Annotated in this window: 22 protein-coding genes; 9 read left to right on the plus strand and 13 right to left on the minus strand. The window is 41.8% G+C overall.

Annotated features, from left to right (window positions below; translation table 11 throughout):
• Positions 1-311: 311 nt before the first annotated feature.
• The 3 genes from JMX13_RS05795 to JMX13_RS05805 form a co-directional block, all read right to left on the minus strand.
• Positions 312-863, minus strand: a complete 552-nt coding sequence (locus tag JMX13_RS05795) for a hypothetical protein (RefSeq protein WP_227686231.1) — start codon at positions 861-863, stop codon at positions 312-314.
• 290 nt (positions 864-1,153) lie between these two features.
• The gene (gene pssA / locus JMX13_RS05800; RefSeq protein ID WP_227686232.1) at positions 1,154-2,071 is read right to left on the minus strand and encodes a CDP-diacylglycerol--serine O-phosphatidyltransferase; all 918 of its coding nucleotides are present in this window, start codon (positions 2,069-2,071) and stop codon (positions 1,154-1,156) included.
• 10 nt (positions 2,072-2,081) lie between these two features.
• Positions 2,082-2,957, minus strand: coding sequence for a 23S rRNA (adenine(2030)-N(6))-methyltransferase RlmJ (locus tag JMX13_RS05805; RefSeq protein ID WP_183621181.1), 876 nt, complete (start codon positions 2,955-2,957; stop codon positions 2,082-2,084).
• 140 nt (positions 2,958-3,097) lie between these two features.
• On the opposite strand from JMX13_RS05805, the gene JMX13_RS05810 reads away from it, so the two are divergent.
• From JMX13_RS05810 to JMX13_RS05825, 4 genes are all read left to right on the plus strand, one after another.
• Entirely contained in the window at positions 3,098-3,853 is a 756-nt protein-coding gene (locus JMX13_RS05810; protein ID WP_201610862.1) for a 2OG-Fe(II) oxygenase, read from the plus strand.
• Positions 3,854-3,910: 57 nt separating this feature from the next.
• Positions 3,911-4,375: a hypothetical protein gene (locus JMX13_RS05815; RefSeq protein WP_201610870.1), complete on the plus strand. Its 465-nt coding sequence runs from the start codon at positions 3,911-3,913 to the stop codon at positions 4,373-4,375.
• A 107-nt stretch (positions 4,376-4,482) separates the two neighbouring features.
• Complete coding sequence (gene dapE / locus JMX13_RS05820) at positions 4,483-5,688, plus strand: succinyl-diaminopimelate desuccinylase (RefSeq protein ID WP_201610877.1); 1,206 nt, start codon at positions 4,483-4,485, stop codon at positions 5,686-5,688.
• Positions 5,689-5,705: 17 nt separating this feature from the next.
• On the plus strand, positions 5,706-6,431 hold the full coding sequence (locus JMX13_RS05825; RefSeq protein ID WP_201610879.1) for a hypothetical protein: 726 nt from the start codon (positions 5,706-5,708) through the stop codon (positions 6,429-6,431).
• A 70-nt stretch (positions 6,432-6,501) separates the two neighbouring features.
• Here JMX13_RS05825 and JMX13_RS05830 read toward each other — a convergent pair whose 3' ends face one another.
• The 6 genes from JMX13_RS05830 to JMX13_RS05855 form a co-directional block, all read right to left on the minus strand.
• On the minus strand, positions 6,502-7,002 hold the full coding sequence (locus JMX13_RS05830) for a GyrI-like domain-containing protein (protein ID WP_201610881.1): 501 nt from the start codon (positions 7,000-7,002) through the stop codon (positions 6,502-6,504).
• Between the two features lie 101 nt (positions 7,003-7,103).
• Positions 7,104-7,313, minus strand: a complete 210-nt coding sequence (iscX, locus tag JMX13_RS05835) for a Fe-S cluster assembly protein IscX (RefSeq protein ID WP_201610897.1) — start codon at positions 7,311-7,313, stop codon at positions 7,104-7,106.
• 174 nt (positions 7,314-7,487) lie between these two features.
• Positions 7,488-8,027, minus strand: coding sequence for an acyl-CoA thioesterase (locus tag JMX13_RS05840; RefSeq protein ID WP_201610899.1), 540 nt, complete (start codon positions 8,025-8,027; stop codon positions 7,488-7,490).
• A gap of 154 nt (positions 8,028-8,181) precedes the next feature.
• Positions 8,182-9,561: an NAD(P)(+) transhydrogenase (Re/Si-specific) subunit beta gene (locus JMX13_RS05845; RefSeq protein WP_201611159.1), complete on the minus strand. Its 1,380-nt coding sequence runs from the start codon at positions 9,559-9,561 to the stop codon at positions 8,182-8,184.
• A 14-nt stretch (positions 9,562-9,575) separates the two neighbouring features.
• Complete coding sequence (locus JMX13_RS05850; protein ID WP_201611167.1) at positions 9,576-9,923, minus strand: proton-translocating transhydrogenase family protein; 348 nt, start codon at positions 9,921-9,923, stop codon at positions 9,576-9,578.
• Between the two features lie 116 nt (positions 9,924-10,039).
• A complete protein-coding gene (locus tag JMX13_RS05855; protein ID WP_201610907.1) occupies positions 10,040-11,197 on the minus strand; it encodes an NAD(P) transhydrogenase subunit alpha in 1,158 nt (385 codons plus the stop codon).
• A 501-nt stretch (positions 11,198-11,698) separates the two neighbouring features.
• Here JMX13_RS05855 and yaaA point away from each other — a divergent pair.
• Positions 11,699-12,511: a peroxide stress protein YaaA gene (gene yaaA / locus JMX13_RS05860; RefSeq protein WP_201610909.1), complete on the plus strand. Its 813-nt coding sequence runs from the start codon at positions 11,699-11,701 to the stop codon at positions 12,509-12,511.
• Between the two features lie 95 nt (positions 12,512-12,606).
• Here the strand turns inward: yaaA and groL are convergent, their stop codons facing one another.
• Positions 12,607-14,253 carry a chaperonin GroEL gene (groL, locus tag JMX13_RS05865; RefSeq protein WP_201610917.1) on the minus strand — a complete coding sequence of 549 codons (1,647 nt, stop codon included), beginning with the start codon at positions 14,251-14,253 and terminating at the stop codon, positions 12,607-12,609.
• Between the two features lie 105 nt (positions 14,254-14,358).
• Positions 14,359-14,652, minus strand: coding sequence for a co-chaperone GroES (locus JMX13_RS05870; protein ID WP_041757514.1), 294 nt, complete (start codon positions 14,650-14,652; stop codon positions 14,359-14,361).
• Positions 14,653-15,225: 573 nt separating this feature from the next.
• On the opposite strand from JMX13_RS05870, the gene JMX13_RS05875 reads away from it, so the two are divergent.
• A complete protein-coding gene (locus JMX13_RS05875) occupies positions 15,226-15,996 on the plus strand; it encodes a DUF3108 domain-containing protein (RefSeq protein WP_201610919.1) in 771 nt (256 codons plus the stop codon).
• Positions 15,997-16,105: 109 nt separating this feature from the next.
• Here JMX13_RS05875 and JMX13_RS05880 read toward each other — a convergent pair whose 3' ends face one another.
• Both JMX13_RS05880 and wrbA read right to left on the minus strand, forming a co-directional pair.
• On the minus strand, positions 16,106-16,603 hold the full coding sequence (locus JMX13_RS05880; RefSeq protein WP_201610921.1) for a hypothetical protein: 498 nt from the start codon (positions 16,601-16,603) through the stop codon (positions 16,106-16,108).
• A gap of 53 nt (positions 16,604-16,656) precedes the next feature.
• Entirely contained in the window at positions 16,657-17,274 is a 618-nt protein-coding gene (gene wrbA, locus JMX13_RS05885) for an NAD(P)H:quinone oxidoreductase (RefSeq protein ID WP_201610931.1), read from the minus strand.
• A gap of 280 nt (positions 17,275-17,554) precedes the next feature.
• On the opposite strand from wrbA, the gene JMX13_RS05890 reads away from it, so the two are divergent.
• The 3 genes from JMX13_RS05890 (at position 17,555) to JMX13_RS05900 (ending at position 24,199) form a co-directional block, all read left to right on the plus strand.
• Complete coding sequence (locus JMX13_RS05890; protein WP_201610938.1) at positions 17,555-19,108, plus strand: YihY family inner membrane protein; 1,554 nt, start codon at positions 17,555-17,557, stop codon at positions 19,106-19,108.
• 215 nt (positions 19,109-19,323) lie between these two features.
• On the plus strand, positions 19,324-22,323 hold the full coding sequence (locus JMX13_RS05895) for a M66 family metalloprotease (RefSeq protein WP_201611169.1): 3,000 nt from the start codon (positions 19,324-19,326) through the stop codon (positions 22,321-22,323).
• A gap of 250 nt (positions 22,324-22,573) precedes the next feature.
• Positions 22,574-24,199, plus strand: a complete 1,626-nt coding sequence (locus JMX13_RS05900) for a DUF2254 domain-containing protein (RefSeq protein WP_201611171.1) — start codon at positions 22,574-22,576, stop codon at positions 24,197-24,199.
• Positions 24,200-24,278: the final 79 nt, after the last annotated feature.

Here is a 24,278-nt window from a genome sequence, read left to right on the forward strand (position 1 = left end):
TTAGTCAGGTTTGTTATATGTAAATTCACATATAAGTCATTCCGTTTGTCTTAATGAGGTGCGTATTATAGACGCTTTAATCAGTAAGTCAAGAGGTTATTTTTATTTAGTTTGAAACTGGGTTTAAACTAATAATGATTTACTCAGTCTTGGTTAGGTTGATTAGAATAATAAATCATTCTCCAATCTGCCTTCCCTTCCGACTGGGTGGCATTATACGCGGTTTTAGTAGGGGGTCAAGGGGGTCTGGAGGTTTAAATTAATATATAGCCTAACCCCTTGATTGCTTACGATTTAAATTTGAGACGATATTAAGGGCAAAGATTCTTCGTCCATTTTCCTATTTTGTTACCGCGCAGACATTGATATTGAACCCCATACTGCACCCACTGCCAATTTAAATCAGACGACTTACCTCTTAACGCAAAGCTAATACGATAACGTTCTGCGCTAACACTATCATCCATTAGACCAGAGCGAGTAATAACAACGACAGCTGTCTTAGGCTGTGATTTTGACGGATAGTAAAAAGCTTGTGCCAAATCATAGTCAGCATCTACTTCATTAATACTGCTATTGATGAGTTTAAGCTTTTCAAGTCCACAAGTAATCAGTCCTTTTTTCGTAGAACACGGCGCTGATGCAGAAGTAACGGCGCCAGCATTGATATTTAAATGATAAAAGTTAGCAGGATTGGCCGCTTCAGCGCGAGATATTGCACTTACTGAGTTGCTAGTAGCAGCATGTGAAGATATTGAAACGAATGACAATGAAAGTAAAGTACTTGCCATTAACCCTTTTAATAGGTGCGCTGATACATTTGAGATAGACAATGGACGATTAAAACTAGGTAAGTTCAGCATAATAACCTCGACTTTGATTATATGAAGTCATAGAAATACCAATGTTAGAATGATACTTTTTAAAACGATACTTCAATATTGAATGAAGAATCTATACCATAGCACTTTATAAGGCATCCTATTAAAATTCATTCTTAGTCTTTTGTATTAAACCCCTCTACTTATATTCTGAACTTTCAATCTTATTATTTATCCTATAAACATTTCCCACATACGAACCGCCTATTAAAAAATAGGCGGTTCGTATGTGCATGTCTTAAGCTAAAATCTACTATAAAGCAGTCATAGCGTTAACTGCTAACTTTGGTTTGTAAGGTGGTAACAATACCTGACAAGGCATAAATAATACCAATTGCTAAGATGCCTACAGGGATATCATATAAGATGATACTCATCACCAATACGCCGATAATGAGGACAACAAAAGGCACTTTCTTTTTATCGAACTCTTTAAAGCTATAGTATTTGACGTTGCTGACCATCAATAAGCCGCAGATAACGACCCAAGCGGCAAATAAAAACATAACGCCAGTATCGTATTGTCCGATCCATTCATTATGATCGACCGCAACCATCACCGCTGCTGTCACTAATATAGCAGCGAGCGGACTTGCCAAGCCGACAAAGTACTTTTTATCGACAATACCAACTTGAACGTTAAAACGCGCGAGGCGGAAAGCGGCGCAAGCGGTAAAGACGAAAGCGCAACCAAGACCAATCCGACCTAAAGGCTCTAAAGCAAAGCTATATATTAAAATCGCAGGTGCAACGCCAAAAGCTAGCATATCAGCGAGTGAGTCGTACTGCTCGCCAAAAGGGCTTTGCGCATTCAGCATACGTGCAACTCGCCCATCGGCACCATCAAGAATGGCGGATAAGAAAATCGCCAGTGATGCTTTATAAAACTCGCCTTGGGTACTGGCTAAAATAGAATAGAAACCTGATAGTAACGATAAAGTCGTGATGAGATTGGGTGCTAAATACACACCGCGACTGACCACGCGCTTGCCTTCAGCAACTTCTGCTTCAATCACCTCAAAGGTTAAGCCATCATAATTGTCATTATCCGCTAGGCGAATATTGAACTCATGCTCATCGACAAAAGGCGGCTGAGTGGCAGCGCTATCTTGTAATAGTGGCTCTTTTACCAAACCGTCATTCATAACCTTGTCGGTTACTAAGCTATTTGATGAGTGATCAGTCGTCATAAAGATATCCTTATTCGCCAACTAGCCAGCGGACATTAGTAGCACTGTCTGCAGACAAGTCTGGCGCATCTTCAACTTTTAACACCGGTTGTAAAAAGCGTAATATCTCACGTGCATGATTGTCAAACTGCCAAGGCGGATTGATAATCAGTAAACCTGTACCATTCAGACCGACGGCGATATCGTTAGGATATATATTAAGCTCACAGACCAATTGACGTCTCATCTCGGTACGTTTAAGCTTTTTATGGAACAGCTCAACCGCTTCGATGTTTTTAATGGGATACCATAACGCATAAGTACCTTGTGGCCATTTCTCATAAGAGGCGACCAATAGATTAATCAGGCGTGTAAAGTCTTTGTGCTCTTGCTCGTAAGGAGGATCAAGGAAAATCAGACCACGCTTCTCTTTTGGCGGAATCACAGCAGCGATACCTTCAAAGGCATTACGATGATGAATACCAATTGGCAATTTATGCAGCTGATAATTCAGTGCATCATATTCACTGGCTTTGGCCTCAAACGCTTCAGCGCGTACACCAGCATCTGGATTTTTCTCCACATGATGCGCAATCCACCACGGCGATCCGGGATAGACTTTTTTGTCATAAGTGAAACGCGCTTGCTTAATGCCTTCCATATAGTCTTTGACTGCCGTCGGTGCTTTTTCGACGTCAGCTTTTACCAAGGCTTGGATACCGCCTTTGGATTCACCTGTTTTGCGCGCCTCTTCACTGCCGAGCGAATACAGTCCACGACCGCCATAAGCATCCAGCACATAAAAAGGTTTGTTTTTTTGCCCCATTTGATTCAGTAGTTGTACCAATAAAATGTGTTTAACGACATCGGCAAAGTTACCAGCGTGATAGGCGTGTTTATAATTCATAAGATCAAAAGTTTAAATAAGAAAAATTGCATCTATGGTAGCATAGACAGGGTAAAAGATAACGATGGTTTTGGTAAAAAGGCATGGATTGGCTGTGTATTGACAGCGAATGGCATGTTTATTGATAACGGCGAGACAAAATGACGCAGATTATTAGCAATCTTGAGGTGACACAGCTAGTCGTTGAGAATCCGATTGGACAAGACAATCCTCCATTACTGTTTCCTCATGATGGCGACGATAACCAAAAGCCACCAACTCAGAACGTATTAGCGTTATCCGACTTTGATGTCGATTGGCAAAATAAGCTAACGGATAAACAGCTAGATAAGTTTGTAGATGATGGTTGGATGATTATTGACGGGGTGTTTGAGAATAAAGCACTGTTAGCCTTGCAGTCCGAGAGCGGTTTTATTGAGTATCGTGACGCAGAGCTAACTGCGGGTGTGCGTATCAGTGATATTCGCGGCGACCGCATCCGCTGGATTACCGAAAACTTCTTTGCAGGGTTTTACTATCTGCAAAGTATCAATGCGCTTGCCGCGTTGTTTAATCGCAGTTTGTTTGCTGGTATTCGCCATAGTGAGGCGCATTATGCTTGTTATCCAGTGGGTTTTGGCTATCAATGGCATAGCGATAATCCGGCTGGGCGTGATGAGCGCGTTATCTCGGCGGTGTTTTATCTCAATGATGATTGGAGCGATAGTGACGGCGGCGCTTTAGAAATCGTCGATAAACATGGCATTCATCATAATGTCATGCCTGTTGCCAATAGACTGGTCATATTTGATAGTGACCTACAACATCAAGTACAAATTGCTCATCGTCAGCGTTATTCTATCGCGACTTGGATGCGCCGTGATGGTCTAGTGCCTTTTGTTGAAGACAATATTTAAAATTCATCAGCTATTACTTTTACTTTAAATAAGCCTTGTTAATTAAGGATAATGACAATGCATAAAACCTTATTTAGAAGCTTACTCTTAATTGTTATGTTTCCTCTAATTGTTAGCTGCGAGACGCTTAATCATCAAACCCCTACTCAACAACACAATGAGTTCTTTTTTACCTACTATTTACCAAAATCCACTCCTGAAAAACCTCTAATAATTAATCCGACCGCTATTACTACTGAATTCAAATATGAGGACGAGTGTCTACTTGCATTTGACGGAAGCAGATGGATGACACCCGTATTTCCCGAAGGACAAGCAACTTTTGATAGTCATTATAAGACTTTAAAATTATTAGGAACAAGTTATAAAATGGGTGATGTCATTTCTGCAGGTGGCTATGTGAGTGCTTACAACAGTGACAAAGTTAAAAACTATAATAATACCCCAGCCGAAAAGTGCATTACAGAGTATCTAGCAATATATTACGGCGATTATGAGAAAATTTACTTGGATAAAAACTAAAGTTATTTTGACCATCAGAGTTGATAAACATCAGTATTAGATAAATCTTATAAAAATAAGCCAGATTATATCACAAGAAATATTAAATCAACTTATCTAGGAATGTCATGAGTTCAGAAAATAATAGTAAAACCCATCAACAGCAAACCTTAGCATTAAGTATCGCCCTACTTGAACGTCCTTCCGTCACCCCAGATGATGACGGCTGCCAAGATATATTGTCAGAGCGCTTGCAACAAGCAGGGTTTGACTGTGAGTTTATGTATTACGGTGATAGACAGGCAAAAGGCGAGCAGGCTGAAGTCAAAAACTTATGGGCGCGCCGTGGCACTACTGATCCAGTTATTTGTTTTGCTGGTCATACCGACGTTGTGCCTACGGGTGATGAAAAAAATTGGACTTATCCGCCATTTACCCCAACCATTGCAAACGGTTATTTATGGGCGCGCGGTGCTGCTGATATGAAAACTGGCATTGCAGCCTTTACCGTTGCCGCCGAGCGTTTTGTCGCTAATCATCCTAAGCACAATGGCTCTATTGCGATGCTTATCACCGCAGATGAAGAAGGCCCGTCCATCAATGGCACGGTCAAAGTCATTGAAACCTTAGAAGCGCGCAATGAGAAAATTACCTATTGCCTCGTTGGCGAACCATCAAGTACCGACACGCTTGGCGATATCATTAAAAACGGTCGCCGCGGCTCATTAGGCGCCGAGCTGACCGTCACTGGCAAACAAGGTCATGTTGCCTACCCGCATCTGGCTTGCAATCCGATTCATGCGGCAATGGCGGCATTAGCAGAATTAACCAATGCCACTTGGGATAACGGCAACGAGTATTTCCCTGCGACTTCCCTGCAAATCTCTAATATCAATGGCGGTACGGGCGCAACCAACGTTATTCCTGAAACGCTAACCGTTATCTTTAACTTCCGCTTTTCCACAGAAACGACGGAAGAAGAATTAAAAGTAAGAACTCATGCTATTTTTGATAAGCATTTTGAGAATAGCAAAGCCAGTTATGATATTCATTGGAAATTATCCGGTCAGCCATTTTTAACCCCTGAAAACAAATTGGTCTCAGCCTGCCAGCAAGCGATTAAATCTGTGACCGATGTTGATACCACATTATCTACATCAGGGGGTACTTCAGACGGACGCTTTATCGCGCCAACCGGTGCGCAAGTGGTTGAGCTTGGCGTACGTAATGCCACCATTCATCAGGTCGATGAAAAGGTGGAAATAGATGACTTGGGGAAATTGGCGCAGATATATGAAGGGATTTTAGAGAATTTGTTATTAGGTGATAAGTAATCTATAGGAAAGCGGCTATGAAAATATTTAAAATCAATAAACCTCTTTTAATTTATGTAGCCACTGGCTTTAGTTTAACAATAAGTGCCTGCGACAATGCACAAAAAATATATCCTAACATCTATACTAATAAAACAGAATCTGGAAGCAGTACTACTAGCTACGACTATTCTAATCAATCCGCTTCTATTAACCACTCTATTACTCAACTAGAATGGTCTGCACTCAATGACGATGAACAAGTTAATGAGATAAAACGTATTATCGAAAATTATGGCGGTGAGTTGCAAGGGCTGGCTTATTCAGATACAGGGATCATAACGGTAGCTGATGTTTATGTCCTAAATGCTGATATATCAGACGCTAAACGGTTACAGTTAACTAAAACATTATCAGATTTGGTAGGGACATCTATCGTAATAAACATTTTAGAAAGTAAAGTAATTGATGAGATAGGAAGCCTGAAAAATTCAGAGCTATCAGCAATTAACCAAGATCAGATAGAAAATTTTTCGATTTATAATGACGAACATGTTAACGAAGTAGCGAGTATTGTAGAAAGCTACGGCGCTAAATTACAATCTCTTGGTTACTCAGGCGATTCAGAACTCAACCTCTCAATCAGCTACTACCCCAAAAATCTTACCAAGTCTGATTTTGAAAATTTAGAAAGAGAGTTAAAGCAGCTAACGGGTGTTAATGTCATCGTGTTTAGAAAGAGTATAAGTATTAAGCCGCTTTAACCTACCTTTATATACAATCATTCAATTGGTGAGTTAAGCTTGAGCTAACCCACCTTTATACTTAAATAATCTACTCAATCCCAATATAAACATCAACTTGTCCATACTCTAAATTACCATCAATATAGTGCTCAAAATCGACATTATAAGTGCGAGTATGCTCACAGCTTGGGTCGTTAAAGTACTCCCACGCCTTCTCCCACGCATTCATGACTGTATTAGGCATATTGCCTGTTTCGGAAAAGACCAAGTATTTCCCTGCAGGAATGGCTATTGTTACAAGGTTACTTGTATTGGCGACCGCCGCATTATCCGGCGGCGCCTGCTCATTGTCCACTTCCCAACCAGCGACAACATCAAACGCTCCTACTAAATCAGCACTTTCATAATTGTGGTAGATACCATAAATATCCTGACCTTCAGGCAAATCACCCATGTAGTTTTGATAAAACTTTTGCCATAACCGGCCCAATTTTGCCGTTTCATGGCTAATTTCAGCATTATTGGTGGTGCGAACGCTGATGCCTTTGCACGCTATCGCTTCGAGTAGCTCTTTGATTTCTGATGTCATAATTGGGCATGTCCTATATATTAATGCTGATTTTTATTTAAAATGCTATTTAAAAAAATATTTGAAATGAGTGTTTATACAATTGATATTGCAGCATTACTCTAATCTGCCTCATCAATCCAGTTCATTTGAATGGCTTCCAAGATACCTTCGTTTGAGCGCTGCGGGTCATCATCAAAGCGTTCAAGTTCAGTCACCCAGCGATGCAAATCGGTAAAGCGAATATACTGCGGATCGGTCTCTGGAAATTTTTCGTAAAGCTCAATAGCAATATCTAAGCTGTCTGTCCATTTTAATTTTTGCGGGGTCATGGTAGATCCTTAACTTGTCATCATTTTATAAATGTCATCGAATTGATGGTCAGCTTGACTGGTTATTTGCTTAACCATTTTCTTGACCATTTAATACCCTCTATCGTAGCAAAATTCGCCCGCTGATTATAGACAAGTTCGTCATGCAGCCTTTATTGATTTAGCTTATTTTCTCTATTTAGCAGATTCATAAGACTTAATCGCTACTTGATGCTGATTCCAAGAATCAATGATCTCATTTGTATGCGCGCCTGTCATATCCAATATCTCTGGCACACATTTACCTTTTTTATTGGTCAATACAAACTTAGTCATACCGACGCCCATCAACTGGTCTTTCACAAAGAAGCGCGTTTCAAAATAAACGTATTTTTTATCCCACCCGACAAGCGCACTATTTACGGTCATTTTTCTCAGAAACTTAATTTCTTTGAGATAGACCATTTCTTGCATGGCGATAATCCAGCCGAGATTTTTAATGCCCTTTTGATGACAGCACGCCATCAGCCAGTTGGTGATGTTTAACTCAATAAAAGATAAGTAGCGATAATTGGGTAGATGATCACGAAAGCCCATGTCATGTGGCAACACTCGATAGTGACGTACAATTGGTGCCGTCAAGGTTTCGACACTTAAGTGTTCGCTAACTGCTTGCTGTTTAAGCTGCTGCTTTAATAAGCTGACCATAATAAAAAAACGTATCAACATGTTCATAGGGATATCTCTTAACTATTATTATTTATTAATCATGATTGGATATAGTTGAATGTAAATGCTGCCTACCTTAACGCAAAAAAAGCCACCTCAGTGACTTTTTTATGGCAAAGCTTAGATTTAATAACTTATCTTTAATCACTTACTTTATGGATTAATGCGCGCCATTGATACTACGGACCATCTCTTCGACCATTTTCTTGGCATCACCAAAGATCATCATAGTTTTGTCCATATAGAATAAGCTGTTATCAAGACCTGCATAACCCGTGTTCATCGAACGTTTGATGACCATCACTGTTTGCGCTTTGGTGACATCTAAAATCGGCATACCAAAGATTGGCGACGATGGATCATCTTTTGCTGAAGGATTAACAACGTCATTGGCACCTATGACTAATACCACATCAGTACTGGCGAAGTCAGAGTTAATCTCATCCATCTCAAGAATATCATCATAAGGGACATCGGCTTCAGCCAATAGTACGTTCATGTGTCCTGGCATACGACCAGCGACCGGATGAATCGCAAAACGTACATTGACGCCTTCTTCTTTTAATAGCTCATACAATTCTTTGACCGCGTTTTGTGCACGGCCTTGCGCCATACCGTAACCCGGTACAATGACCACACTACTGGCATTGGCCATTAAGAAACCAGCATCTTCTGCTGAGCCTGCTTTATAATTCTTTGGTGCGCCATCATCGCCACCCGCTGCGGCAGCTGTCGTACCCATACCGCCAAACAAGACATTAAGCAATGAGCGGTTCATGGCTTTACACATGATATAAGATAAAATCGCACCTGATGAACCAACAAGCGAACCTGCGATAATGAGCATCGAGTTGCCAAGGGTGAAACCAATACCTGCTGCTGCCCAACCTGAGAACGAGTTCAATAGTGACACAACCACTGGCATATCACCGCCACCGATTGGCGCAATCCACATCCAACCAAAGATGACTGCAATCACTGCCATCGCATAAAATGCTGGCAATGAATCGGTCATAAAGTAGACGATACCAAAACCAATCATAGCAATAAATAACAGTGCCTGTACGGGTTTTACCCAACTACCAACCAAAGTTTTCGCCCAACTCTTCGCTGCCAATTTACCAAAGGCAAAGACCGACGCTGAGAAAGTAATCGCACCAATGAAACAACCGATAAACAATTCAACACGGGCAACCGCGCCATGCTGTTGTTCAGTATGCAGTACCGTTGCTAATGCAATCGCCACCGCTGCCAAACCAACAAATGAATGCATCAAGGCCACGGTTTCTGGCATTTGGGTCATGGCGACCGTTTTTGCTTTCCACATGCCGACGAGTGCACCCAATACCATCGCACCGATAATCAACCAAAGCACGGGACCTTTCGCTAAGAAGAATGTCGTTGCTACGGCAATCGCCATCGCCACCATACCAAAGCGGTTACCGCGAATAGCAGTTTTTGGACTAGATAAACCCCGTAAGGTTAAGACAAAAAGAATGGCACCCACTAAGTAAAACCAATCTGCATTTGCTGCAATCATATTTGTTAAATCGCTCATGCATCGCCTCCGCTTTCAGTCGTCCCAGTTTCAAGAGCAGGTGCTTTTTTCGCTTTAGGTTTAAACATCGCAAGCATACGCTCAGTCACGGCAAAACCACCGAAGATATTGATACTGGCTAAAAATACCGCAAAGGCACCTAGTAAACTGGTCGGGGTAAACATTGAACCGTCAATAGTGACGGTCTGTAGCATCGCACCGACGATGACAATACTTGATAAAGCGTTGGTGACCGCCATCAATGGTGTATGTAGTGCAGGGGTAACGCCCCAAACGACGTAGTAGCCGACAAAAATAGCGAGTACAAATACGGTAAAAATCGCTACAAACGGTGTGCTACTCATGGCCGCACCGGCTGGCGCTGCAGCTAAAATAGTGGCAATCATCTAATCCTCCTAAAAATTTGTTCGTGTCTGGCAAATGTAGGGTAATGAGGTAGTCGAGGCTTAAGGTTTAAGGCTTAGCGTTTAGCAAGGCGTACTTGGTGGTCATGCGTCACCGCTAACGCCCCCTGAATCTCATCATTCATATCTAAATTTAGTGCCAGTGTCTTCGCTGAAGCGTCGTCTGTAGCTGCAGGAGCAATTAAAGTGGTGATAAAATTAACAAGGTTGTTGGCATATAAATCTGAAGACTGCGCTGCCAGTTGCGATGGAATATTAGCCGCCCCAACAATACGCACGCCATTTGCTGTGGTAATCGTTTCATCTGGTACACTGCCTTCGACGTTGCCACCGGTACCAGCCGCCATATCAATCAGCACTGAGCCCGCTTTCATTTTGGCAAGCGTCGCCCCATGCACCAAACGCGGTGCATTACGACCAGGAATTTGCGCTGTGGTAATGACGATATCAGCATTGCTCAATGCCTTGTCAACCACTGCTGCTTGGTCTTTGACATATTGCTCTGATGGTGTCCAAGCATAGCCTCCTGTAGACTTAGCTGTCTCAGCTTCCTCTGCACTCATCGGTACATCAAGCCATTTACCACCTAAGGATTCTACTTGCTCGCGAGCCGTCGGACGTAAATCACTTGCTTCAACGACAGCGCCTAAACGCTTCGCTGTGGCAATCGCTTGCAAGCCTGCAACGCCAACGCCTAAGATAACGACTTTGGCAGGTTTAACCGTACCGGCTGAAGTCATAAACATGGGGAACGGACGCGAATATTCGTTGGCAGCTAGCAATACTGCTTTGTAACCGGCAAGGTTGGCTTGTGATGACAAGACGTCCATATTTTGTGCGCGCGACAAAGTACGTGGCAATAACTCCATTGCAAAGACGGTGGCGCCTTTTGCCGCATAAGTATCTAGCTGGCTATTGCGATACGGGTCAAGCATCCCGATAACCACTTGACCGGCCGTTAAATGTTCAGTTACTGTCGCTGGCAAGTCATTGACGGTAGTAATAATCTGCGACTGGCTGACGACCTCGGTACTATTGCTAGCAATGTCAGCACCCGCCGCTTGATACAGCTCATCAGCATAATATGCTGCTTGACCTGCACCTGACTGAATGACGACTTCAAACCCTAGTTTACGTAATTTTTTTACCGCGTCTGGGGTTAGCGCTACCCGACTTTCACTTGCGCTATCTGCACTAATAACACCGATTCTCATACCGTCTCCTTACTTACGTCTAATGACTATACTCACGTCTAATGACTACCTTTTAACACCCTCAACGCACATTTAAAAAGCACAGGGGACAAAAAAATCTTTGGTCATGGTTGGTTTAACACTTAAGACCAAAGATTATCAATTTAATAAATGATGACTGCTTTGCCATCATGGCTTTTTATTATAGAGATATCGTCTGCTAACTTTCATTGTCTAATGATGACCCACAAGTAAAATAAAAAGTTAGGTATTTACACCATCATCATAACTTTTATTGTTATATTAAAAACTTTTATTTTTTCCAAAAGCGCGCAAAGCCTGTAATCTATTAGCTCTGAGCTAGCGCATAAATTGTTCTAATATTTGACATATGTCTACGATGACGCTTAAAAATACAAAACAGCTACGACTAAGTCAAGATAAAATACTGTCTACCGTATAATAAGAAAACTTGACACTTAATTAGAACGCCCTTTAACTCATTATAAATAAGGAATAACCATGTATTTTTTACTTTCCCCTGCCAAATCTCTTAATGAGAAAGATGTTGTGCCAGTTAATCTTGGTAACTACTATAGTCAGCCCGAGCTGATTGAACACTCGCAAACCCTCATGAAAAACTTAAAAGCAAAAGAGCCGATTGATTTGCAAGAGCTGATGAGCATCTCTGACGATTTGGCGCAGCTTAATGCTAAGCGTAATCAAGACTGGGCTTGGAGTGAAAATGAACATTTTACAGATGATGCATCTGGTAATACCGCCAAAGCTGCGGGTTATTTATTCGATGGTGATGTTTATACAGGACTTGATATGTATCACATGGACGAAGATACGGCTATTTATGTCAATGAACATTTGGGTATTTTGTCAGGACTTTATGGTGTGCTTAAACCGTTAGATTTAATTCAACCTTATCGCCTAGAGATGGGCACCAAGCTGAAAAATGAGCGCGGTGATAACTTATATGAGTTTTGGGGCGAAGCAGTGACTAATATTGTCAATGCACGCATGGCAGATAGTGATGACAAAGTTTTAATTAACCTAGCTTCTAATGAATATTTTAAGGTAATAAAAAAGAAAGCACTGAATGCGGAAATTATCACGCCGAGATTTGAAGATGAAAAGAATGGTCAATATAAAGTGATTAGCTTTTATGCAAAAAAAGCTCGTGGACTGATGGTGAAATATGCTGCCGATAATAAACTCACCAATGCTGAGCAATTAAAGCAGTTTAATTTGGCAGGATATTATTATTGTGAAGATGCATCTGATGATAAAAATTGGACCTTTAGACGAGAGGAAGCAAGTCAGTAATTTTTAAAACAATATCTAATTTGCATAAAAAAACCCCGATAAGCTTAGCCTATCGGGGCTTTATTTGAACTAGGTTTAATAAGTGTTAGCGCAGCTTACATCATGCCGCCCATTCCACCCATACCGCCCATTCCACCGCCGCCCATGCCAGACATACCATCATCACCCTGCGGCAAATCAGTAATCATGACTTCGGTCGTAAGCATAAGACCAGCAACAGACGCAGCGTTTTCTAGTGCTGAACGTGCAACTTTGGCTGGATCAAGGATACCCATTTCTAGCATATCGCCGTATTCGCCAGAAGCTGCGTTGTAACCGTAGTTACCAGTACCGCTCTTCACTTCGTTAACCACAACTGAAGCTTCTTCGCCTGAGTTGGTCACGATTTGACGTAATGGTGCTTCCATTGCGCGACGTAAGATATTGATACCCGCGTTTTGGTCATCGTTATCTCCACGTAGCTCAGACAATGCATTCATTGCACGAACTAGGGCAACACCGCCGCCAGGTACAACGCCTTCTTCAACCGCAGCGCGAGTCGCATGTAGTGCATCATCAACGCGATCTTTTTTCTCTTTCATTTCAGTTTCAGTCGCAGCGCCAACTTTGATAACGGCAACGCCGCCAGCCAGTTTCGCCATACGCTCTTGAAGCTTTTCTTTATCGTAGTCAGACGTTGATTCTTCTACTTGACGTTTGATAGATTCAACGCGGTTTTCGATATCAGCTTTGTTACCAGCGCCATCAACGATTACCGTGTTTTCTTTACCGATAGTGACTTTTTTAGCCGTACCTAATTGCTCAAGAGTAGCAGTCTCAAGGCTCAGACCAATCTCTTCAGAGATAACGGTACCGCCAGTTAACGTTGCGATATCTTCTAGCATAGCTTTACGACGATCGCCAAAACCTGGTGCTTTAACGGCACAAGTTTTTAAGCCGCCACGCATGTTGTTGACTACTAACGTTGCTAGGGCTTCGTTTTCGACGTCTTCAGCGATGATTAGCAAAGGTTTGCTCTGCTGCATCACTTGCTCAAGTAATGGTACGATTTCGCGGATATTGCTAATTTTTTTATCAACCAGCAAGATGTATGGGTTTTCAAACTCAGCGGTTAGGCTGTCTTGCTTATTAGCAAAGTACGGGCTGATATAACCACGGTCAAACTGCATACCTTCGACAACTTCCAAGGTATCTTCAAAGCTTGAACCTTCTTCAACCGTTATAACGCCTTGCTTACCGACTTTTTCCATCGCTTCAGCAATCAACTCACCAATTTTGGTGTCTGAGTTAGCAGAGATAGAACCAACTTGAGCAATCGCTTTTGAATCATCAGCTGGGGTTGATAGCAAATGAATTTGCTCAACCGCTGCACGTACCGCTTTATCGATACCGCGTTTCAGATCCATTGGGTTCATGCCAGCAGCAACTGACTTCATGCCTTCTTGCAAGATTGACTGAGCCAATACAGTTGCAGTCGTTGTACCATCACCAGCAACATCATTAGTACGGCTAGCCACTTCACGGACTAATTGAGCGCCCATGTTTTCGAATTTGTTTTCAAGCTCGATTTCTTTGGCAACTGAAACACCATCTTTAGTGATGGTAGGCGCGCCAAAAGACTTATCGATAACTACGTTACGACCTTTAGGACCTAAAGTCACACGCACTGCGTTTGCTAGGATATTTACGCCATCCATCATTTGTTTACGGGCATCAATGCCGAATTTTACGTCTTTTGCCATGTTAAATTACTCCACTATTATAAGTATGAGAATGCAATTAAATGTTTCAATAATTTTTCAATAATGTTGTCAAAATGCGCTGAGTATAAAAATACTCAAAAAGGACTAGCCTTCTAACACACCCAATACATCAGATTCTTTCATAATCAATAGTTCTTCGCCGTCAACTTTCACCGTTTGACCAGCATATTGACCGAACAAGACTTTGTCGCCAGTTTTTACATCTAACGCGCGAGTTTCGCCGTTGTCACGAATCTGACCGTTACCAGTTGCTAGCACTTCACCTTGTGAAGGTTTTTCTTGAGCAGAACCAGGAAGCAAGATACCACCAGCCGTTTTTGTTTCTTCTTCTATGCGGCGGACAACAATACGATCATGTAAAGGACGAATATTCATCAATATGTCTCCAATAAGTTGGTTATTTAAAGTAAGGGTTTATTTGAATTAATGATCTCAATACCAAGATCTATCAGAATGACTACTTAAAAGCAGCATCTTTAAGATAAGCTTTGAGCTTGTATCAAAAAGTGGGGGCAAGGTGAGTTCGGTTCAAGTGTAAAGGCCAAAAATTTACAAGAATTTTGCACATCGTCGCTTATTCAGTGGTGAATATCATGGATTAAAAGTGATTTGTTTAGAAAACCCTGCTTTAAAGGCTTTAGCATGATTTTAAAAGTATAGATTTGAATGGTACATTGGTATTGCAATACTTATAAATTACACTATATCGTTTACACCTCGTCGATAACTGACCAGTGCTTAATAAGCTTACAGCACGTTACTGCTCATGCACTGTTTAGCGAAACCAGCAACATTGACTACAATAGCCAAACGCTTGCCTCCAACGCTGCCCTTGAAAATGTAACAGAGTATGACAATATATAAGGCTGAGCACATAATAAGATTTATAAAAATACAACAGTTACTGATGACAGCTGATATCACAGCCTGAAAACAAATTAAGGAATATCCATGAGTTTTTTATCACAAAATAAGCAATCTCTAGCAAATGATTCTAATAACCCAAAACGCAGCCCATCTAAACTTTTAAGCGCCCTAACCACAGGGGTGAGTATTGCTGCGATTGGAGCTTTAAGTATGACCACACCTACCCTTGCCAGCGCCAAGAACATTGAACCGTCAAGCGCCAACTACAGCTTTACCATTGAAGATAAATATAAAGGTACTGCTACTCGTACTTTGAATAAGTCTGGCAATACGTGGAAATACAATGTCGATGCTCGGGTGGCTGGTGTCGCGACCGCTGCGCAAAATAGCACCTTTACCATTAATGGTAATAGTGTTATCCCAACCCAAGCCAGTACCACTTATAAACTATTAGGCGTTGGTCGCACACACAAATTGGACTTTAACCCAAGCACTAAAAAAGTAGTGAGTAACTATAAAGGCAAATCAACAACCCTGAACATGACGCAACAAGCTTTTGATGATTTGAGCCTTGAGATACAAATTCGCCAAGATTTATTAAACGGTAAATTCTCTGGCAACTATTACATGGCGAAAAAAGATAAGATTGAGAAAACGCCCTTTAAAAAATCGGGTAATACTAAAATTACCGTGCCAGCGGGTACCTTTGATACCGTACGTGTCGACCGTGTACATGATGATAACAGTCGCTCGACCAGTTTTTGGTTGGCGCCAAGCTTAGATTACTTACCGGTAAAAGTCAGTCAAATTAATGATGGTAAAAAGATGGATTTAGAATTAACCAAAGTTAATTAAGCCATTATTTCTGCATAAATATTTAACATAAAAAAGCGGCGCTCTATATTAGAGCGCCGCTTTTTTATGTTAAATATCGGATACAACAATACAGGATATCAAAACTCATCTAGCGAGAACGTGGCTGCTTAACGACATTATTCATTGACGGTAGGCGTTTTAGTAGAATAAATAACCAGACGTTAATTGCCAGTAATAAAACAAAATCAAGCAGATATACGACTATTTCAGCCCAACTACTGCCATAAATGCGAGTGAATAGCACTACACCACTTGCCCCGAGATAAACCAGAGTAAACATGCTATCTATCAATAGCGCATAAGGCGAACGCCCGCGTAGTATCGATGGCGTTAAGACAAATGCTGGTACCAACCATAGCCCTTGCCAAGCAATACCGCCGATAATATCTGGATTACTGGGATTAAAAATACTGATTAAAATCGGCAGCGCCAATAATCTAAAAACCAGCCAAACCAACCATGTCACCATCAAACGCTGCCGGATAGGTGTTATCGGTTTTTGCGCCTTCACAGCATTAATAGCCTGAGGTATGTTTTCTGCTGGCGTTTTTATTTTACTGTCCTGATTGGAGCGGTTAGTAGCCATGAGAGATGTTTATTTCCTAATTGATAGCAACAAGCAGCAACGGATGAGGGCAATTAACACTTCCAATTGGCTTGGGCTAATGCAGACGCCGTAATCGCCAAGCGACGCCCTTGGGCAATCGCCAGCTCGCGCTCATCCCCTGATACAGGCTGATCATGTAAAGCGCCGCTCACATGACTGGCACCATAGGGCGAGCCACCACCACGAGTGCGATTTAGAGCAGGCTCAGCATAAGGGACGCCCACAATCATCATGCCATGATGCAACAGCGGCATCATCATGGTCAGCAATGTCGTTTCTTGTCCGCCGTGCATCGAACCGGTGGCGGTAAATACGGCTGCCGGTTTGTTTTGTAGATTGCCGGCTAGCCATAGCGTCACAGTATTGTCCCAAAAATACTTCATGGGCGCTGCCATATTACCAAAGTGCGTCGGACTACCAAGCGCAAGGCCACTACAGTCTTTTAAATCATCCATGGTGCAATAAAGGTCGCCTTCATCAGGAATGGCAGGCTTACTTGCAGTAGTTTCAGGCGCAACTGTCGGCACGGTGCGAATACGCGCCGTCATACCAGCGTCTTCAACACCTTGGGCGATGGCATATGCTAATGTCTTAGTCGTACCATAATTTGAATAATAAAGCACCAAAACATAAGGGGCGGTCTGACTCATTAGCAAAACTTCCTTCTAAAAATATTGATGTTGTTATTTGATATATGTGTTATTTCAGCTATATATAGCAGACAACAAGCATTATAAATTGATGTACACATTATGCCCGAGTCATTCACTGACATGCAAACAAAGCGCACTTAGCATTATAATTGTACAGATGGTATAGACAACCTTAAACTTACGATTACTTAATGCATTTTGACACAATTAAGTGGCAGATTGTGGACGGCCATTTTTGCTACACTATTTGCACTCTTATTCCTGCTAAATGGTTGTCATGGAAAATCTATTAAAAAAACTCCCTTTTTTACACCAACGTTGGTTTCAGTTTCTGCGTTTTCTCACTCGGCATTTTTTTGAAGACGACTGCCAACAAAAAGCTGCGTCACTCACCTACACGACTTTATTATCCATTGTGCCTATATTAACCGTGCTTTTGATGATTCTATCCTCAGTTCCAGCCTTGGCTTCCGTCAGAGCGCAGATTTATGAGGTGGTATATAGCAACTTGCTGCCCCAGTCGAGCTTACAGGTCAGTAAATATATCAATACCTTTGCTGAGCAATCATCAAACCTGACTATTATTGGCGCGATGGTTTTAGTCTTTACCACCATCATGACTTTGACCACCATTGAGCGTGCTTTTAACCAAATCTGGCGGGTAGAAAATCGCTCTGGCGGTATGAAAAGTATGTTGCGCTATTGGACCATCGTCACGTTGGGGCCGTTAGTGTTGGGTACCGCATTTCTTGCCTCAAGTGCCGTACAAAGCCTAAGTTTTTTAAACCGACAAATTGCAGGTTATGGCATCGACTGGTCATTTTGGGTACAAGTCGTCTCCTTTGGTATTACGGTCGCTGGTTTTATCAGTATGTATTGGTTCATTCCAAAAGCCCGTGTCCCTGCAAAAAACGCCGCTATTGCCGGTGTATTTGTCGCGATTATCTTTGAGCTAATGAAAAATCTTTTTGGTACCGTGATGGCAAACTTTACCAGCTATGAAGTCATTTATGGTGCGTTTGCGGCGCTGCCAATTTTCTTATTATGGATATACCTGTCTTGGAATTTGATTTTGTTGGGCGTTGAGATTAGTTATACCTTGACTATTTTCGAGACCGAAGAAGTCTATCCACGCCATCCGCTCTTAAGTTTACTCGATATGTTAAATCTCGTTTATACCCATCATTTAAAAGGCGAGGCAGTCAGTGAACAGGCGCTACGCAATGTATTGGGGCGCAAAGAGCTGCCAAAATGGTATACCTATCTTAAATATCTGCAAGACAGCAATTTAATCACCATGACGGAAGAAGAAGATTATGTGCTGAAAAAGGATTTGAGCAAAATGACCTTGTGGGACTTTTATCGCACTTTGCCTTATCCATTGCCTATCAAAGATGAGCTTGATGAGATGAATCCAAAGGATCAAAAGCCTTGGCTAAGCTTATTGGTCAATCGCTTTGAGAACACCGAAGCCTATGCCAAACAGCAATTAAATGTGCCGCTAAATGCTATCTTTGCTCACAGTGAACCACGTAAAAAATCAGCGGAAAATGAAGCCGATTTAGCTAAAAAAGATCGCTCTAAAATCTTTAGAAAATCGAGCGCCGCTACGCCTAGCCATTTATCTAAAGAAAATAAAGGCAGTGATAACGACACGCCGCGCTTTGATCCGGTCGCTTATGACAAAGACAGCGATATAGAATGCGATGAGCGCAATAATGAAATTATCATTCCTAAAGACATAGGCGATGATAAAGTCAATGCTGAGAGTAAACTTGCTACCAATAGAGGCGATATCATTACTGAAGCGGATAATCCAACAGCGAAATGATAGATAATTTCTGATATAGCAAATAGAGCTATTAATAACTATATTTTTGCAATAGCATTAGGAATGCAAAATTATACTAATGTATAGAACAAATGTCGTACAAATTAATAACATAGTTGTTATATTACTCCCCAAATTATACTAATAAGGGGGTTTACTTGAAAAATATAAGGGCATTTCAAACTAAAGCATTAAGCATTGGCATTATTTCCATCATGCTTTCTGCTTGTGGTGAAGGCAGTGACACTCCTCCTCCAATAGTAAACCCACCTGTTACTACACCTGGAACGAGTATTCCTGCCACACCGCTTGAGCCAAGTACGCCTATCAAGCCACCAGTAACCAGTATTCCTGCTACGCCACTTGTGCCAGCCACACCTATAAAACCAAGCGTGCCGCTAACACCGCTTGAGCCAAGTACGCCTATCAATCCACCAGTAACCAGTATTCCTGCTACGCCACTTGTGCCAGCCACACCTATAAAACCAAGCGTGCCGCTAACACCGCTTGAGCCAAGTACGCCTATAAAATATCCAGAACCAAAAAAAGACATTGCTGATTATTATCTATTGGGTTTCTTTGACTATAACGGTGTGGGTGAGACGCGAGAAATCCGTTCTGATTTACTGGGCTCTTTCCAAGCCATGATTCAATTTGGGCAAAATCATACGGTAGATCCTCAAGGCAACGAAGCAAAAAACATGCCGCGCCTAACAGCAGAGAAAGAAGCTCTTTTATTGGTAACCCCTACGCTTGAGATGGGGGCAGTCGATCAATTGGTTGCTGAAATTTACAAAGACGGATTTATATTACGCAAGGTTAATTTGGATGACCCGACTCATCTTCCACTTTCTGACCAAACAAATAGCGATGATAGACCACGTGTTGCCTATAGTAAGCGTGCTTGGTCAACAAGATTGAACTGGGATGAAGTACAAGCTGGTCTCAAAATTCGCATTGTCGATGAAAAAAATCGTAGCGGTGAACTATCAGAAAATAAAATAGACTTTGCGGCTCCAGGCGAGCTGGTATTAACCAATATTCGTCTTGGTCTTTTGAGTCCAGTGACTGTAAATAACAATGGTCATTATATGCTGCTACAGCCAGAAAAGGCTGGTGCAGATTATTTCCAGACCATCCCAGCAGCACAAATGACTGTCGCTAAATATGATGACGTCGTGCTTGATCGAGTGATGGTCGCGAATGGTACTATCTATGATGTGGCTTCAGGTAGTGCTTCAACTGGTGACGTTTATAGCGGTGATATGCGCGAAAACACGGGTAAATCAACCTTTGGTGTTGGTATTAATCTGGCGAACTGGGGCGTCACCAGCGCATCGATGCTAAGCCAAGAGCAGCCGCAACTTACCCAAAATGTCAATGCACACCATGCCCGTGGCAAATACGCCAACGGTATATTCAACCATGGCTTAAGCGGTGGTAATGGCATGCTGACTTTGATTGATTCGGTCGGTAATGAGTTTAGTCATGAAATTGGCCATCATTATGGATTAGGGCATTATCCGGGTAAAGTTGACGATAAAAAGTTCTGGTCAGAACACCATGCAGATAGTGGTTGGGGTTTTATGCCACTTAGAAATAGAATGCGAGGTAACTTTGAATGGTGGCGAAAAGATGTCGGTGCCGGTACTGAGGACTCACCTACTTTCTTAGCCCAATATGGCTATGGTCGTGACGCCATGTCTGGTGGCTCTAATAACAGTGATATTTCACGTTATACCCATTACACCGGTTATAGTACGAAAACCAAGATCCAACCAGCATTCGATCGTTATATGTTTGCCAGTGATTCAGCGACTGGTTACAAAAAGTGGGATGCTAGCCTTAGAAAGATGCAAGCTGCGCAACCAAAAGTGCCAAAATCCACTAACGTTTGGTACAACAGTGCAGATGGAAACTATTTAAGACCGCGGTTGCAGGGCGTGCCTGTCTATACTATTTTAGGTGGTTATGATCCTGTCGAGCAAAAGGGTATTATTTATCCAGAAGCACGCGGTAACTGGGGTAACGTTTTTGATTTGCCTGCGGCGAATACGGCAACTGACGTCGCTAGCTGCTGGTTAACGGTTACTTATAGTAACAACATGGTTAATAATATTGCTTTGGCACCTAATCGAATGAATGGCAATAGCAATGCTAATAAATTTCATGTCAACCTAGCGATTTCTGAAAACCCTAGCAAGATCGATCTTTACTGTAAAAAGGCCAACGAAGCGCAGGTATTATTATCTTCAACGACTATTAGCCAATATAGCGATACTATCAAACCAGCCGTTACCTTTGGTAAAGGAAATGGTTTTAGCGCATTAAGAAAAATCGAATTACCAGTATTAGAGCAACAACTTATCGCCCAAGCTGCAAACCCGACTATTAGTTTGGACGCTAATGGTGAATTAATATACAACTCTTATAAAGATGATCGTAATGAGCTACGTCAAGAGTTCAGCCAGCAAGCATTCCAAGCGTTAGAGCGTTATGAGCAGCAACAACAAACGATGCAGCGCTTAAATCGTTGGGTCAATGTTTATCGTAATGATTTAGTCGAGAGCGGGCCTGAAGTAATCACTGCCTTTCAGAAATTTGTCAAAGAGCTAGATTTACAGGATGACAAGCCTTTAGCAAACGTCAGCCCACTCATGAATGGTAAAAACTGTCTTAAAGTTGAAACATTGGAAGATGGTAAGCCAAATGCCTTTATCAGCGGGTCAAGTGCTTGCACAGGAGACGATTCTGAGCAATGGATTCAAGATACAAAAGGTAGAATCCATAGTAAAATGGCGATAGATCAATGCCTAATACCTCAAGGCGGTAATGTCATTAATCTAGCCCCTTGTAACGACCAAGCAAGCGCGCAAGTTTGGCAAATGGATGTAACAACCAACGCCATCAAACAAGGTAATCAGTGCTTTGACTTAGAAAATGGTTATTTAAATAATAATCGGGCGCGCTTAATTCGTTATGGTTGTAACAATGGTGGTAATCAGAGATGGACGATGTTAACTCAGAACCCAAGTTTAATATTATCGTCAGCTGGTAAAAATCTACCCTTGATTGTGGAGAGTATGCAAAAGCAACCAATAGCTATGGCTAGTAGACAAGTGCAGTCATTAAGCGTCGATAGCATAGAAGATCCGTCAGTATTAGAGAAAGTAAGCGCCGCGATAAGTACTTGGATTAATGATCTAGTCAGTTAATAGAAAGCACATAAGATTCATAACGTTAAAAATAAGCTCCTATCATAGGGGCTTATTTTTTTACTAAATTTTTATGGCTTATATGGTAAGGTAATTTACTTTTAAGAGATTTTATTAGCCAAATAGAATCCCTACCTTGTTAATAATAGTGGGATTATTAACAAGGTAGGTTTTTAGGTCGTTTTTGGAGCATATAATATTGGACAAACACCCTAAAAATGGCTGGCTTAAATCGGCATTGCTCATAATCATGCACAGGCTAAAGCAATTGACCCAGCTCTGGTCGCTACAGACGCTGACCGATTTACCTGATCGCCTAAGAAATCTATGGCAACAGCTTATTGGCTCTTATTGGTTTATTCCAACCGCTTGCGTAGTAGTAGGTATTTTACTGGCACCTTTATTGGTCACCATTGATGAACATTTCGACCGCAAAACGGTTAGAGAACTTACCTTTGCTTTTACGGGTGATGATGATGCCGCTCGCGCTATTATGACCACCATTGCTGGCGCCGTACTAGGTGTTGCCGGTACCACCTTTTCGATTACGATTGCCGTGTTGTCGATGGCATCTTCACAATTTGGCCCCCGATTGCTACATAATTTTTTGACAGATACGCCCAATCAGTTTGTCTTAGGTGCGTTTATTGGCACCTTTAGCTATAGTTTATTGGTGTTAAAAGCGATTCATAAATATGATGTTGGTTTTGGGGTGCCGCAATTGGCGGTGACCTTTGCCATTATCATGGCGATTATTTGCGCTTTATTATTGGTTTATTTTGTGCAGCATATGGTGCATGCGATTCAGGCATCGCATGTGATTCAAGGCGCAAGTAATGAGGCGATTAAAAACATTCACTATTGGTATAAAGACCGCTGCGATATAGAGCATCAACGTGACGTTGAGCATCATGATGTCGAACAATTCCATACTTGGCCTGCCACGCCGATTTATCCACCAAGCTCAGGTTATATTCAGCAAATCTACCTTGAGTCTCTTATCACCCTGACCCAAGATTATGGCGGCATGGTGCATATTAATGCAAATCTTGGTGATTTTGTCACTGATAGAAATATTATTGGCTATTTTTATAAGCGTCCAGCCGCCCATTCAGACAATCGCCATCAAACCAACACACCAAAGCTTGCTATCGTCCCACGTGCGCCTAATGGGTTGTTCTGGCAGCGCTTTGCTAGCTGTATACGTATTGAGCAACGCTTAAGCCACTCCAACGATATCGCTTATAGCTTAGGACAAATGACTGAGATTGCGGTACGCGCCCTATCACCGGGTATCAATGATCCAAAAACAGCGGTCAATTGTGTTCAGTCTTTGACCACTTGTTTAAGTATTATGATGCGTCGTCAGCCACCCAGTCCCTATCACTTCTATCTATCAAGCCCAGATAAGTCGAAGTTATTAAATCAATCAAGGTCACATCAACCGACCCCATATAAAGCAAACTCAGACAGCAGCATTGTTGAAAGCGTAGGCAATAAACCACGCGTCGCCATATTAGCCGTCGTGACTCATACCCCCAAAATATCCGACTTCATTGATACATCGCTTGGCGAGATACGGCGTTACGCAACCGCAGACTTAATGGTATTAAAGGCGCTTTGTCAGGCATTGGTAGATCTTAATTACGCTAAAGTTAATAATGCTCAGCAGCAAACGCTATTGCATGAGCTGACATTGATTGAACGTGCGGGACAAGACAATCTCAGCTATCAAGAATTGGTCGATGACTTAATCGCCATGTGCCGACAAGCCAAACAATTTATCCTTGAAAAAGACGCCCAACATCAATACTTTGCTTATGTCCCTAAGTTTGATGCTCACATTCATCAAGCACTACAAACACAATCAAGGTAATATCTAAAACAGGCTTTATTACTAAAAACAAGTGTGCTATTCATAACTGGCAAGCCAACGCAAAAATAACTAAAATAAA

It is taken from the genome of Psychrobacter immobilis (genome assembly GCF_904846285.1).
In the GTDB taxonomy this organism is placed as follows: Bacteria; Pseudomonadota; Gammaproteobacteria; order Pseudomonadales; family Moraxellaceae; genus Psychrobacter; species Psychrobacter immobilis_D.